Source organism: Burkholderia sp. CCA53, assembly GCF_001685525.1.
Lineage (GTDB): Bacteria > Pseudomonadota > Gammaproteobacteria > Burkholderiales > Burkholderiaceae > Burkholderia > Burkholderia multivorans.
On record NZ_BDDJ01000001.1, the window covers coordinates 893125 to 906292 of the forward strand.

Annotated in this window: 12 protein-coding genes; 8 read left to right on the forward strand and 4 right to left on the reverse strand. The window is 68.7% G+C overall.

All coding sequences use genetic code 11. The annotated features are described in order from the left end of the window. Positions 1 to 102 precede the first annotated feature (102 nt). Both mutL and miaA read left to right on the forward strand, forming a co-directional pair. Entirely contained in the window at positions 103 to 2088 is a 1986-nt protein-coding gene (gene mutL / locus BCR55_RS04175; RefSeq protein WP_065494222.1) for a DNA mismatch repair endonuclease MutL, read from the forward strand. Next, positions 2085 to 3062: a tRNA (adenosine(37)-N6)-dimethylallyltransferase MiaA gene (gene miaA / locus BCR55_RS04180; RefSeq protein ID WP_065494223.1), complete on the forward strand. Its 978-nt coding sequence runs from the start codon at positions 2085 to 2087 to the stop codon at positions 3060 to 3062. The genes mutL and miaA overlap by 4 nt, the downstream gene beginning before the upstream one ends. Positions 3063 to 3155: 93 nt before the next feature. Here miaA and BCR55_RS04185 read toward each other — a convergent pair whose 3' ends face one another. Continuing rightward, positions 3156 to 3551 carry an SgcJ/EcaC family oxidoreductase gene (locus BCR55_RS04185; RefSeq protein ID WP_006401590.1) on the reverse strand — a complete coding sequence of 132 codons (396 nt, stop codon included), beginning with the start codon at positions 3549 to 3551 and terminating at the stop codon, positions 3156 to 3158. Between the two features lie 100 nt (positions 3552 to 3651). Beyond that, on the reverse strand, positions 3652 to 4707 hold the full coding sequence (gene purM / locus BCR55_RS04190; RefSeq protein WP_006406403.1) for a phosphoribosylformylglycinamidine cyclo-ligase: 1056 nt from the start codon (positions 4705 to 4707) through the stop codon (positions 3652 to 3654). A gap of 238 nt (positions 4708 to 4945) precedes the next feature. Here purM and hda point away from each other — a divergent pair, with 238 nt between their 5' ends. Genes hda through panB form a run of 6 tightly spaced genes read left to right on the forward strand, consistent with a single transcriptional unit; the run spans position 4946 to position 10033 of the window. Then, positions 4946 to 5680 carry a DnaA regulatory inactivator Hda gene (hda, locus tag BCR55_RS04195; RefSeq protein ID WP_065494224.1) on the forward strand — a complete coding sequence of 245 codons (735 nt, stop codon included), beginning with the start codon at positions 4946 to 4948 and terminating at the stop codon, positions 5678 to 5680. 11 nt (positions 5681 to 5691) lie between these two features. After that, the gene (locus BCR55_RS04200; RefSeq protein WP_006401594.1) at positions 5692 to 6369 is read left to right on the forward strand and encodes an HAD family phosphatase; all 678 of its coding nucleotides are present in this window, start codon (positions 5692 to 5694) and stop codon (positions 6367 to 6369) included. Between the two features lie 5 nt (positions 6370 to 6374). After that, entirely contained in the window at positions 6375 to 7913 is a 1539-nt protein-coding gene (pcnB, locus tag BCR55_RS04205; protein ID WP_065494225.1) for a polynucleotide adenylyltransferase PcnB, read from the forward strand. A gap of 35 nt (positions 7914 to 7948) precedes the next feature. Continuing rightward, positions 7949 to 8488: a 2-amino-4-hydroxy-6-hydroxymethyldihydropteridine diphosphokinase gene (folK, locus tag BCR55_RS04210; protein ID WP_006401596.1), complete on the forward strand. Its 540-nt coding sequence runs from the start codon at positions 7949 to 7951 to the stop codon at positions 8486 to 8488. Further along, positions 8485 to 9171 (forward strand): deoxynucleoside kinase, encoded by a 687-nt coding sequence (locus BCR55_RS04215; protein ID WP_006401597.1) that lies wholly within the window; start codon positions 8485 to 8487, stop codon positions 9169 to 9171. Before folK ends, BCR55_RS04215 begins: the two co-directional genes overlap by 4 nt. A gap of 46 nt (positions 9172 to 9217) precedes the next feature. Beyond that, a complete protein-coding gene (panB, locus tag BCR55_RS04220; RefSeq protein ID WP_065494226.1) occupies positions 9218 to 10033 on the forward strand; it encodes a 3-methyl-2-oxobutanoate hydroxymethyltransferase in 816 nt (271 codons plus the stop codon). A gap of 103 nt (positions 10034 to 10136) precedes the next feature. Here panB and pabB read toward each other — a convergent pair whose 3' ends face one another. Together pabB and dnaJ are read right to left on the reverse strand one after the other, a co-directional pair. Further along, positions 10137 to 11999, reverse strand: coding sequence for an aminodeoxychorismate synthase component I (gene pabB, locus BCR55_RS04225; RefSeq protein ID WP_065494227.1), 1863 nt, complete (start codon positions 11997 to 11999; stop codon positions 10137 to 10139). A 3-nt stretch (positions 12000 to 12002) separates the two neighbouring features. Beyond that, the gene (dnaJ, locus tag BCR55_RS04230; RefSeq protein ID WP_053297605.1) at positions 12003 to 13133 is read right to left on the reverse strand and encodes a molecular chaperone DnaJ; all 1131 of its coding nucleotides are present in this window, start codon (positions 13131 to 13133) and stop codon (positions 12003 to 12005) included. Positions 13134 to 13168 lie beyond the last annotated feature (35 nt).

Consider the following 13168-nt stretch of genomic DNA (forward strand, 5'->3'; position numbering starts at 1 on the left):
CGCGCGACGCAGCCATGATACCCAAACTGCCTTCGCGCTCCGTGAAAAAACGTAACGGCCGGGCGCGCCGGCACGCATCCGCGGCCTCGCTATAATTCGGCCATGTCCGAATTCACCGAAACGGCCGCGACCGCCGCGCCCGCCCCTGCTCCGCGCCCGCTACGCGCGATCCAGCCCCTGCCCGACCAGCTGATCAGCCAGATCGCCGCGGGCGAGGTCGTCGAACGTCCAGCGTCGGTCGTCAAGGAATTGCTCGAGAACGCGATGGACGCCGGCGCGACGACGCTGCGCATCGTGCTCGAGGAAGGCGGCGTGAAGCGCATCTCGATCACCGACGACGGCTGCGGGATTCCGCCCAACGAGCTGCCGCTCGCGCTGATGCGCCACGCGACGAGCAAGATCCGCTCGCTCGAAGAGCTCGAAGCGGTCGCGACGCTCGGGTTCCGCGGCGAGGCGCTCGCGTCGATCGCATCGGTCGCCGAGATGTTCATCACGAGCCGCACGGCAGACGCCGCGCACGCGACGCGCATCGACGCGCAGACAGGCGTGCTGTCGCCCGCGGCCGGCGCGGTCGGTACGACGATCGAGGTGCGCGAGCTGTACTTCAACACGCCCGCGCGCCGCAAGTTCCTGAAGAGCGAGCAGACCGAATTCGGCCACTGCGTCGAAATGATTCGCCGCGCGGCGCTCGCACGGCCGGACGTCGCGATCTCGGTGCTGCACAACGGCAAGGCCGTCGAGCACTGGAACGCGACCGAGCCTGCGCAGCGCGTCGCGAAGATCCTCGGCGACGGTTTCGCGACCGCGCACCTGCCGCTCGACGAGCGCGCGGGCCCGCTCGCGGTCTACGGCTGCGCCGGGCTGCCGACTGCAAGCCGCGGCCGCGCGGACCAGCAATACTTCTTCGTGAACGGCCGCTTCGTGCGCGACAAGCTGCTCACGCACGCAGTGCGGGCCGCGTACGAAGACGTGCTGCACGGCGACCGCTATCCGTCGTACGTGCTGTTCCTCGACCTGCCGCCGGAAGCGGTCGACGTCAACGTGCATCCGTCGAAGATCGAGGTGCGGTTCCGCGATTCGCGCTCGATCCACCAGTTCGTATTCCACGCGGTGCAGCGCGCGCTTGCACGCCATGCCGGCGCGTCGCCGGAAACCACCGCGGGCGGGCACGCCGCGCATCTCGAACCGGCGCCGCGCGGCCCGGCGTCGTTCCTCTCGACGCCGCTCGGCCAAAGCCAGAATCAGCCCGCATCGACGGCCGGCAGCGGTTTCTCGTCGCCGTCTTCGTCGGCGCCGGGCAGCACATGGCTACGCCAGGCGCGGATGACGCAGGGCACGCTGCCGGTCGCGCAGCCGCTCGCGCTCTACGATGCGCTGTTCGGCCGCAAGGACACGGGCGCCGGCACGCCGGACGCCACGACGACGGCGCGCGACGCGGCCGACGACCCGGCCGCGCCGCTGCCCGGGTTCGCGGCGATGCCGTCCGCTGCTTCCATGCACGACGAGCAGCCGCTCGGTTTCGCGCTCGGCCAGATCCACGGCATCTACGTGCTGGCGCAGAACGCGCACGGGCTCGTGATCGTCGACATGCACGCGGCGCACGAACGCATCCTGTACGAGCAGTTCAAGAACGCGCTCGCGGACCGCGCGGTGGCCGTGCAGTCGCTGCTGCTGCCGGTATCGATGACGGCGACGCCGGTCGAGATCGGCACCGTCGAGGAAGAGCGCGACACGCTCGAAGCGCTCGGCTTCGACCTTGCGGTGTTGTCGCCGACGTCGCTCGCGATCCGCGCGGTGCCTGCACTGCTGAAAGACGCCGACCTGCAGGCGCTCGCGCGCGCGGTGCTCGCCGATCTGCACGCGTTCGGCGGCTCGCGCGTGCTGACCGAACGCCAGCACGAACTGCTCGGCACGCTCGCCTGCCATCACGCGGTGCGCGCGAACCGGCGTCTGACGCTCGACGAAATGAACGCGCTGCTGCGGCAGATGGAAGCGACCGAACGCGCGGACCAGTGCAATCACGGCCGGCCGACCTGGTATCAGCTCACGCTGAGCGATCTCGACCGCCTGTTCATGCGCGGCCAATGAGCGTGTCCGCGCAGTCCGTCCCGACGACGATCGCCTGTCTGCTCGGCCCCACCGCATCGGGCAAGACCGCCGCTGCGCTGGCGCTCGCCGCGCGCCGATCGATCGAGATCGTCAGCGTCGATTCGGCGCTCGTCTACCGCGACATGGACATCGGCACCGCGAAACCGACGCGCGAGGAGCGCGCCCGCGTGCCGCACCATCTGATCGACATCATCGACCCGGCCGACGCGTATTCTGCGGCGAGCTTCCGCGCGGACACGCTGCGGCTGATCGGCGAGATCGTCGCGCGCGGCAACACGCCGCTGCTCGCGGGTGGCACGATGCTGTACTACAAGGCGCTCACGCAAGGGCTGAACGATCTGCCGACCGCCGATCCCGCGGTGCGCGCCGAACTCGACGCCGAAGCCGCACGCGACGGCTGGCCCGCGCTGCATGCACGGCTCGCGCAGGTCGATCCGGCAACGGCCGCGCGGCTCGCGCCGAACGACGCGCAGCGCATTCAGCGCGCGCTCGAAGTCTTCATGCTGAGCGGGCAGCCGATGTCCGCGCTACTTGCGGCGCCGCGTCCCGCCGACGACGCGGCCGCCGCCTACCGCTTCGTGCCGGTCGCGCTCGAACCGTCCGATCGCGCGGTGCTGCACGCCCGCATCGCGCAGCGCTTCGACGCGATGCTCGCCGCGGGCTTCATCGACGAAGTGGAACGACTGCGCCGCCGCGACGATCTGCATCTCGGCCTGCCGTCGATGCGCTGCGTCGGCTATCGGCAGGCATGGGAATTCCTCGACGGCGACATCGATTACCGGACGATGCGCGACAAGGGCATCTTCGCGACGCGGCAGCTCTGCAAACGGCAGATCACGTGGCTGCGCGCGATGCCGGAACGGATCGTCGTCGATTGCATCGCGCCCGATTCGACCGCGCGCGCGCTCGACGCGCTCGAACGCGTGCTCGACGGGCACATTCCCGCGGGCTGAGCCAGACGACATCGCCCGGTCGCGCGCCGCGACGGCGCCGCTACGCGGCGCCCCGCGCAGCGCGGCCGGAGCAGCTCTGCACCGTCGCCGCGCTCATTGCGCGAGCGTCACGAGATTCGCGTCGCGCACGAGCTGCCAGCGGCCGTCCTGCTTGCGGAAGATCGTCAGCGTATGACCGGACCGGCGCACGGTATCGCCGCCGGGAGGCGTCGCTTCGATCTCGATGAAGTTGCGCATGTACGCCCAGTCGCCGAGCACGCGCAGTTCGTCGATCCGGTAGCGGCCGTCGATCTTCGGCGCGTCGGTGCCGCCGGTATTCGCATCGCGCGACGCGGCCGCGAACGCCGCCTTGTCGAACGGCGGCCGGCCGGCCACCATGAAGATCGCGTCGTCGGCGATCAGGTCGAGTACGGTGGCCAGATCGCCGCGCCGGCTCGACACGAACCAGGTGTCCACCAGTTCGCGAATCGCCCGTTCGTCTTCGCTCATCGTCGTCCCTCCTTCGGCAGCGCGCCGTACGGCGCCCGAAAAAAAACCGCCCGGTGCCAGCCCGGGCGGTTTTGCTGATCCATCGGCAGAACGCGGCGCGTCAGACCACGACCGTCTGCGCCTCGCCTTCGCGGCTCGCGCGCACGGTGCCGATCTTCCACACCTGTTCGCCGGCAGCCGTCAGATCGGCGACCGCTGCGTCGGCATCCGCCGCCGACACGATCACGGCCATCCCGATCCCGCAGTTGAACACGCGGTGCATTTCCGCATCGGCGACGCCGCCGTGCTCCTGCAGCCACTTGAACAGCGGCGGCAGCGGCCACGCCTTCTGGTCGAGCTCGGCCGTCAGGCCTTCGCGCAGCACGCGCGGAATGTTCTCGACGAGGCCGCCGCCCGTGATGTGCGCCATGCCCTTCACGGCGATCTTCTGCATCAGCGCGAGCAGCGGCTTCACGTAGATGCGCGTCGGCGCCATCAGCGCGTCGGCGAGCGAGCGGCCGTGGAAATCGGCCGACAGGTCGGGATTCGCGCGCTCGATGATCTTGCGCACGAGCGAGAAGCCGTTCGAGTGGATGCCGCTCGATGCGAGGCCGAGCACGACGTCGCCCTCGGCGATCGTGCTGCCGTCGATGATCTTGCTCTTCTCGACCGCGCCGACCGCGAAGCCGGCCAGATCGTATTCGCCGTCCGGATACATGCCCGGCATTTCGGCCGTTTCGCCGCCGATCAGCGCGCAGCCCGACAGTTCGCAGCCTTGCGCGATGCCCTTGACGACCGTGGCCGCCGTGTCGACGTCGAGCTTGCCGCACGCGAAGTAGTCGAGGAAGAACAGCGGCTCGGCGCCTTGCACGAGGATGTCGTTCACGCTCATCGCGACGAGATCCTGGCCGACCGTGTCGTGTTTGTTCAGATGAAACGCGAGCTTGAGCTTGGTGCCGACGCCGTCGGTGCCCGACACGAGCACGGGCTCCTTGTACTTCTTCGGCACTTCGAACAGCGCACCGAACCCGCCGATGCCGCCGAGCACGCCATCGCGCAGGGTTTTCTTCGCAAAAGGCTTGATCTTGTCGACGAGGGCGTCGCCGGCATCGATGTCGACGCCTGCGTCGCGGTAGGACAGACCCTGAGCGTCGGGAGCGGATTTCGGAGGATTCATGGGGGAATGCGAGAAGGTCGGTAAAATGCGATTTTACCCGAAGCCGGCCCGCTGGCCGGAATTCCCCGCATCGAATCGTCAGGGATCGCATCTTGGCCAACACGTCCCCGTTTTCCTCGCCGAGCGAGCCGCGCACGACGCCGCGCGCCGCCCTGCGTACGGTCGCGCGTGCCGCCAACCGGCCTGCGTTCCGCGGTGCGTGCCCGGCGCCCGGCACGCGTTTTTCCAATCGACCCGCATGGTGACCCGTCAACTGACGCTCGATCTCGGCACGCCGCCGCCCGCCACGTTCGACAACTTCATCACGGGCGAGAACGGCGAGCTCGTCACGCGGCTGCAGAAGCTCGATCTCGCGCTCGCGGCGGGCCCCGTGCCCGACCGCTCGTTCTACATCTGGGGCGAGCCCGGCAGCGGCCGCAGCCATCTGCTGCAGGCGCTCGTCAGCGACGCATCGTACGGCTACGCACGCTATCTCACGCCGCAAAGCCCGCTCGGCGCGTTCACGTTCGATCCGCGCATCGGCATCTATGCGATCGACGATTGCGACCGCATGTCCGATACGCAGCAGGTCGCGCTGTTCAATCTGTTCAACGAAGTCCGCGCGCATCCGTCGAGCGCGTTCGTGGCGGCAGGCCCGGCGGCGCCGCTTGCGCTCGACGTGCGCGAGGATCTGCGCACGCGGCTCGGCTGGGGGCTCGTGTTCCACCTGTCGCCGCTGTCCGACGCCGGCAAGATCGAGGTGCTGCGCCTCGCGGCGAAGGAGCGCGGCATCACGCTGACCGACGACGTGGCCGCCTATCTGCTCACCCATTTCCGGCGCGACATGCCGAGCCTGATGGCGCTGCTCGACGCGCTCGACCGCTTCTCGCTCGAGCAGAAACGCGCGGTCACGCTGCCGCTGCTGCGCCGGATGCTGGCCCGCCCCGGCGACGACATCGGGCCGCCCGGCGCGGGCCCGAACCGCTTCGAGTAAAATGCGCTTCCATGACTAATCTGGCACTCTTTGACCTCGATCACACGCTGATCCCGACCGATAGCGACCACGAATGGGGCCGCTTCATGGTGAAGCTCGGCATCGTCGACGCGGAAAGCTTCTCGCGTCAGAACGATCAGTTCTTCGCCGACTACAAGGCCGGCAAGCTCGACATCCATGCGTACCTGACGGCGATGCTCACGCCGCTCGCGAAGTATTCGCGCGAGCAGCTCGCGCAATGGCACGAGCAGTACATGCACGAGGTGATCCGGCCCGCGATGACGCCCGCCGCGCTCGAACTCGTGCGTACGCACCTCGACGCGGGCGATCTCTGCTGCATTGTCACCGCGACGAACGAATTCATCACGCGGCCGATCGCGGCCGCGTTTGGCGTCGAGACGCTGATCGCGTGCGAGGTCGAGACGATCGACGGCCATCCCGATTCGCCGTACACGGGGCGGCCGACCGGTACGCCGAGCTATCGCGAAGGCAAGATCGTGCGCACCGAAGCCTGGCTCGCCTCGCTCGGCAAGCACTGGGACGACTTCGAGCGCAGCTACTTCTACAGCGACTCGCACAACGACATCCCGCTGCTCGAGAAAGTCACCGATCCGATCGCGACCAATCCCGACGACACGCTGCGCGCGCATGCCCGCGACCGCGGCTGGCGCATCCTCGATCTCTTCTGAACGTCGTGATCAAGAAACTCATCCGCAAGCTGCTCGGCCAGGACGACGCCGTGCAAACCTCCCCCGCCGCGAGCGCGGCCGACGCACCGGCCTCGGCCGCGCCGCGGCCGGCCAAATCCGCGCGCGCCGCCGCCGCGAAAAAGCCGCGCAGCAATCACGAGCCGACCATCGTGCCGGCCAGCGTGCACGGGATCGATCCCGCGCTGATCTCGAAGAACGCGGTGCGCGTGACCGACACGCTGCAGCAGGCCGGTTACCGCGCATTCATCGTCGGCGGCGCAGTGCGCGACCTGCTGCTCGGGATCGCGCCGAAGGATTTCGACGTCGCGACCGACGCGACGCCGACCGAAGTGCAGCGCCTGTTCCGCCGTGCGCGCCTGATCGGCCGCCGCTTCCAGATCGTCCACGTGCAGTTCGGCCAGGAGCTGATCGAGGTGTCGACGTTCCGCGCGCTCGTCGATGCGCCGCCCGAAGCCGCGACGGCCGAGCCGCCCAGGCGCCTGAAGCGCGACGAGCTCGATCGCCGCACGCATGCGGTCGACGCGAGCGGCCGCGTGCTGCGCGACAACGTCTGGGGCGAGCAGCACGAAGACGCCGCGCGCCGCGACTTCACGATCAACGCGATGTACTACGACCCGTCGACGCAGACCGTGCTCGACTACCACGACGGCATGGCCGACGTGCGCGCGCGCCTGCTGCGGATGATCGGCGATCCGGCCACGCGCTACCGCGAGGATCCGGTGCGGATGCTGCGCGTCGTGCGCTTCGCGGCGAAGCTCGGCTTCGAGATCGAGCCGCACACGCGCGAGCCGATCAACGCGCTCGCCGATCTGATCAACAACGTGCCGGCCGCGCGCCTGTTCGACGAAATGCTGAAGCTGCTGCTGTCGGGCCATGCGCTCGCGTGCCTGCAGCGGCTGCGCAAGGAAGGGCTGCACCACGGGCTGCTGCCGCTGCTCGACGTCGTGCTCGAACAGCCGCAGGGCGAGAAGTTCATCGCGCTCGCGCTGAACAATACGGACGCGCGTGTGCGCGCCGGCAAGCCCGTATCGCCGGGCTTCCTGTTCGCGACGCTGCTGTGGCACGACATGCGCCAGCGCTTCGAGCAGTACACGGCCGAAGGCGAATTCCCGGTGCCCGCGCTGCATCGCGCGATGGACGACGTGCTCGACATGCAGACCGAAAAGCTGGCGATCCACAAGCGCTATTCGGCCGACATGCGCGAGATCTGGGGCCTGCAGCTGCGCCTCGAAAAACGCTCGGGCCGCAGCGCGCTGCGGCTGCTGGAACACCAAAGATTTCGAGCGGGGTATGATTTCCTCCTGTTACGCTGCGAATCCGGCGAGCTCGACCCGGCTGTCGGACAGTGGTGGACGGATTTCATCGAAGGCGACGCGGCCGCGCGCGAGGCACTGCTCTCGCAGGGCGGGTCGAAGGAAAAATCGCCCCGCAAGCGGCGCCGCCGCGGCGGTGCGCGCAACCGCAAGTCGGGCGAAGGCGCCGCCGAGCAGGCGCCCGATACCGCGGGCAGCTCCGACGACTGACGCGCTCGCCGGCGAACGACGCAGGAAGTGATGCCATGACGGTTGCATATCTCGGGCTCGGCGCAAATCTCGGCGATGCGCGCCAGACCCTGAAGGACGCGGTGGTGTGTCTCGCGCAGCAGCGCACCATCACGATTCTCGACAAGTCGAGCCTGTACCGCACCGCGCCGATCGATGCGGGCGGCGACGACTACTACAACTGCGTCGTCAAGGTCGACACGACGCTCGCCGCCCGCGAGCTGCTCGCGCTCTGCCAGAAGATCGAACATCACTTCGGCCGCGAACGTCCGTACCGCAATGCGCCGCGCACGCTCGACATCGACATCCTGCTGTTCGGTGCCGATTCGATCGACGAGCCCGACCTGATCGTCCCGCATCCGCGCCTGACCGAGCGCGCCTTCGCGCTCGTGCCGCTCGTCGAGGTCGAGCCGCTGCTCGACATTCCGGCGCGCGGCCGCGCCGACGCATTCCTCGCTGCGGTCGCGCACCAGCGCATCGAGAAGGTGCAGACCTGTCAGTGCCTGATGAAGGCGCTCGCCGCCGGCGACGGCGCCGACAAGAACCGCTGCCGATGAACCCCACACCGCTGACCGTCACCGCGCCCGATCTGCGCGCCCCGCATCGCTATCTCGTGATTGAAGGGCCGATCGGCGTCGGCAAGACGACGCTCGCGCAGCTGCTGGCCGAACGCTGGTCGATGCAGACGCTGCTCGAGCGGCCGCAGGACAACCCCTTTCTCGAGCGCTTCTATCGCGACACCGCGCGTTATGCGCTGCCGACGCAGCTGTCGTTCGCGCTGCAGCGCGCGCAGCAGGCGGCCGAGCTGATCGGCGCGCTCGATACGGGCCGGCCGGTCGTCGCCGACTTCATGCCGCAGAAGAACGACATCTTCGCGCGGCTGAACCTGCCCGAAGACGAATGGCAGCTGTACCGGTCGATCGCCGCGCATCTTGAAGCGCCGCGTGCGCCGGCGCCCGATCTCGTCGTCTATCTGCAGGCGAGCCCCGAAGTGCTGTTCGCGCGGATCCAGAAGCGCGGGCTGCCGATGGAACTGCAGATCGGCGATGCGTACCTGCGCGCGCTCGTCGACGCCTACAACGAATTCTTCTATCACTACGACCGCACGCCGGTGCTGACGGTCGCCGCGGAACACCTGAACCCGCTGGATTCCCCCGAAGACTTCGCGCTGCTGGTCGAGCGCATCGAAACGATGCGCGGCCGCAAGGAATTCTTCGTCAAGGGCGAGACGACGCGCTGACACGCGTCCCGCCCGTCGTTTTTCACTCATCGAACCGGATTTCTCCATGACCTATCTCCAGGAATCGAGCCGGCCTGCCGTGACGGTGCCGAAGCTGCAGGCGATGCGCGACGCCGGCGAGAAGATCGCGATGCTCACGTGCTACGACGCGAGCTTCGCCGCATTGCTCGACCGCGCGGGCACCGACGTGCTGCTGATCGGCGATTCGCTCGGCAACGTGCTGCAGGGCCACTCGACGACGCTGCCCGTGTCGCTCGCCGACATCGCGTATCACACCGCATGCGTCGCGCGCGCGCAGCCGCGTGCGCTCGTCGTCGCCGATCTGCCGTTCGGCACCTACGGCACGCCGGCCGATGCGTTCGCGAACGCGGTCGAGCTGATGCGCGCAGGCGCGCAGATGGTCAAGCTCGAAGGCGGCGAATGGCTCGCCGAGACGATCCGCTTCCTCGTCGAGCGCTCGGTGCCGGTATGCGCGCACCTCGGCCTCACGCCGCAGTCGGTGCACGCGTTCGGCGGCTTCAAGGTGCAGGGCAAGACCGAAGCCGGCGCCGCGCAGCTGCTGCGCGACGCGCGCGCGGTCGAGGCGGCCGGCGCACAGCTCGTCGTGCTCGAAGCGGTGCCGACGCTCGTCGCCGCCGAAGTCACCCACATGCTGAAGATTCCGACGATCGGCATCGGCGCGGGCGCCGACTGCTCGGGGCAAGTGCTCGTGCTGCACGACATGCTCGGGATCTTCCCCGGCAAGCGGCCGCGTTTCGTGAAGGACTTCATGCAGGGGCAGCCGAACATCGAGGCGGCGGTCGATGCATACGTAAAGGCAGTGAAGGACGGCTCGTTCCCCGGGCCCGAGCATTCGTTCTGAGCATCCATCGCGGCGCGCCCACGCGAGCCGTCGATAAACGAAAGCGCGACGTCCGTTGCCGGGCGTCGCGCTTTTTACTTGCGGCGGGAGGGACCGTGCCGCGCTACTTCGTCAATACCGCGTCGAGCGCGCCGCGCAGCGCGTTCGTGAGCAGCAGCGCCTGCGCGCGCGAGAGATCGTCGCGCGTGACGATGCGCTCGACCGCGCCGAAGGCCGGATCGTCGAGCAGCACGGCGCGCATCACGCCCGGCAGCACGCCCGACGCGAGCGGCGGCGTCACCCATTGCCCGTCGAGCTTCACGAACAGGTTCGAGCGCCCGCCTTCGGTCAGCTCGCCGCGCTCGTTGACGAACAGCATGTCGAAGCCGCCGAGTGCTTCCGCCGCCTGCCAGGCGCGATCGTAGTCGGCGCGGCGCGTCGTCTTGTGCAGCAGCAGCGCGTCGTTCGCGCGCGTCGGCGCGAAGCCGTGGTCGGCTGCGAGCCAGACGCGCACCGGCCCCGCAGGCAGCGGCTTCAGCGCTGCGGCGACGATGTCGAGCGTGCCGTCCTTCGCAAGCGAGAGCTTCATCCGGTACGGCCCGTCGCCGTCCAGCGCCGCGCAGCGCGCGTCGATCGCGCGCCGCAGCGCATCGGCATCGAAGCGAAAGCCGAACGCGTCCGCGCTGCGCTGCAGCCGCGCGAGGTGGCGATCGACGTGGCGGATGCCGTCCGCGCGCGTCGCGCAGGTCGTCTCGAACAGCTGGAAGCCGGGATCGGCGTCGGTCAGGAAGCGTGCTTTCAATTCGCACTCCGCGTATTCGTCGGCGGCCACGCTGTCGAGCACGATGCCGGCGCCGACGCCCATCGTCCCGCGCCGCCGGTCGTCGCCCGCCGGTGCGGAGGCCGGCGGCGCGTCGAGCGTCAGCGTCCGGATCGCGACCGACAGACAGAAATCGCCGCACGCCGCGGCCGCATCGCGCGGCGCATCGAGCCAGCCGATCGTGCCCGTGTAGAGGCCGCGCGGCGTCGTCTCGATCGCATCGATCAGCTGCATCGTCTTGTGCTTCGGCGCGCCCGTGATCGAGCCGCACGGAAACAGCGCGCGCAGCATGTCGGCGAATGTCGTGCCGTCGCGCCAGCCGGCCTCGACCGTCGACGTCATCTGCCACACCGACGCATACGGTTCGACCGAAAACAGCGCCGGCACGCGGACCGTGCCCGTGCGCGCGATCCGCGACACGTCGTTGCGCAGCAGATCGACGATCATCACGTTTTCCGCGCGGTTCTTCGGATCGTTCGCGAGGAATGCAGCGGACGCCGCATCCTGCTGCGGATCGGCCGAACGCGGCGCGGTGCCCTTCATCGGCCGCGCGCGCAGCAGCTCGCCGTGCTTCTCGACGAACAGCTCGGGCGAGCACGACACGATCCACGCGCCGTCGGGCAGCGCGATCAGCGCGCCGTAGCGCACCGGCTGACGCGCACGCAGCCGCCGGTACAGCGCGAGCGGCGTGCCGAACACCTCGAAGTTCAGCCGGTACGTATAGTTGATCTGATACGAATCGCCGGCGCGCAGCGCGTCGTGCACGGCGGCGATCGCAGCGCCGAACGCGTCGCGCGTCACGCTTTTCCGCACGTGCGCGACACCCGCGATCGACGGCGTATCGGCGCCGTCCTGCGCCGCGAGCCACGCGTCGACCTCCGCGCGCGACAGACGCTCGCAGCGTGCATACAGCAAAAAGCGCAGCGGGGCATGGCCCGGCTGCGCACGTTGCAGATTGCGTCCGAATTCATAGTCGCCGACGACGACCGCATGCAGGCCGTCGCGCAAGTCCTGCGCGAGCGCCGCATCGAGCGCGTCGAGCCGTGCGGGATCGGTACACACGCGTTCACGCACGAAGCCCGAATACAAACGACTCGACCGCGCGGACGCGGTCGAGTCGCAATCGTCCAAGAGCGCGAACGACGCGCTCCCGTTGCCGTCAGTCATGACTTACTCGAAGAAGCTCTTCACGCGGTCGAACCAGCTCTTGCTCTGCGGGCTGTGACGCGCACCGCCTTCAGCCAGCGACTTCTCGAACTGCTTGAGCAGATCGCGCTGATGGTCGGTCAGCTTCACCGGCGTTTCGACCTGGACGTGCACGTACAGATCGCCGGCAATGCTCGAACGCAGCCCCTTGATGCCCTTGCCGCGCAGACGGAACGTCTTGCCCGACTGCGTGCCTTCCGGCACCGGGAACGTCGCACGACCGGCCAGCGTCGGCACCTCGATCTCGCCGCCGAGCGCCGCCGTCGTGAACGGGATCGGCATCTGGCAGTGCAGATCGTCGCCGTCGCGCTCGAACACCGCGTGCGGCTTGATGTGGATTTCGACGTAGAGGTCGCCCGGCGGCCCGCCGTTGATGCCCGGCTCGCCGTTGCCGGCCGAGCGGATCCGCATCCCGTCGTCGATCCCGGCCGGGATCTTCACTTCGAGCGTCTTGGTTTCCTTCACCTTGCCCGAGCCGTGGCAGTGCGCGCACGGCTCCGGGATGTAGGTGCCGGTGCCGTGACACTTCGGGCAGGTCTGCTGGATGCTGAAGAAGCCCTGCGACATGCGCACCGTGCCCTGGCCATGACAGGTCGGGCAGGTTTCGGGCTTCGTGCCCGGCTTCGCGCCCGAGCCGTGACAGACTTCGCACGATACCCAGCTCGGCACGCGGATCTGCGTGTCGTAGCCGTGCGCGGCTTGCTCCAGCGTGATTTCCATGCTGTAGCGCAGATCGGCGCCGCGATACACCTGCGGGCCGCCGCGGCCGCCGCGACCGCCCGCAGCCTGACCGAAGATGTCGCCGAAGATGTCGCCGAACGCGTCCGCGAAGCCGCCGAAGCCCTGTGCGCCCGCACCGCCCATGTTCGGGTCGACGCCCGCGTGGCCGTACTGGTCGTACGCGGCCCGCTTCTGGCTGTCCGACAGCATTTCGTAGGCTTCCTTCACCTCCTTGAAATGCTCTTCCGCATCCTTGTTGTCCGGATTGCGGTCCGGGTGGTACTTCATCGCCAGCTTGCGATACGCCTTCTTGATTTCGTCGTCGCTCGCGTTCTTCGCGACGCCCAGAACCTCGTAGTAATCCCGTTTCGCCATATCGATTCACCGCCGCCGCGCGCCGCACGCGCGTC

Excerpts from the sequence above, each read along its gene's own strand:
- mutL (WP_065494222.1), top strand. The coding sequence starts at position 103 with ATGTCCGAATTCACCGAAACGGCCGCGACCGCCGCGCCCGCCCCTGCT.
- miaA (WP_065494223.1), top strand. The coding sequence starts at position 2,085 with ATGAGCGTGTCCGCGCAGTCCGTCCCGACGACGATCGCCTGTCTGCTC.
- BCR55_RS04185 (WP_006401590.1), bottom strand. The coding sequence starts at position 3,551 with ATGAGCGAAGACGAACGGGCGATTCGCGAACTGGTGGACACCTGGTTC.
- purM (WP_006406403.1), bottom strand. The coding sequence starts at position 4,707 with ATGAATCCTCCGAAATCCGCTCCCGACGCTCAGGGTCTGTCCTACCGC.
- hda (WP_065494224.1), top strand. The coding sequence starts at position 4,946 with ATGGTGACCCGTCAACTGACGCTCGATCTCGGCACGCCGCCGCCCGCC.
- BCR55_RS04200 (WP_006401594.1), top strand. The coding sequence starts at position 5,692 with ATGACTAATCTGGCACTCTTTGACCTCGATCACACGCTGATCCCGACC.
- folK (WP_006401596.1), top strand. The coding sequence starts at position 7,949 with ATGACGGTTGCATATCTCGGGCTCGGCGCAAATCTCGGCGATGCGCGC.
- BCR55_RS04215 (WP_006401597.1), top strand. The coding sequence starts at position 8,485 with ATGAACCCCACACCGCTGACCGTCACCGCGCCCGATCTGCGCGCCCCG.
- panB (WP_065494226.1), top strand. The coding sequence starts at position 9,218 with ATGACCTATCTCCAGGAATCGAGCCGGCCTGCCGTGACGGTGCCGAAG.
- pabB (WP_065494227.1), bottom strand. The coding sequence starts at position 11,999 with ATGACTGACGGCAACGGGAGCGCGTCGTTCGCGCTCTTGGACGATTGC.
- dnaJ (WP_053297605.1), bottom strand. The coding sequence starts at position 13,133 with ATGGCGAAACGGGATTACTACGAGGTTCTGGGCGTCGCGAAGAACGCG.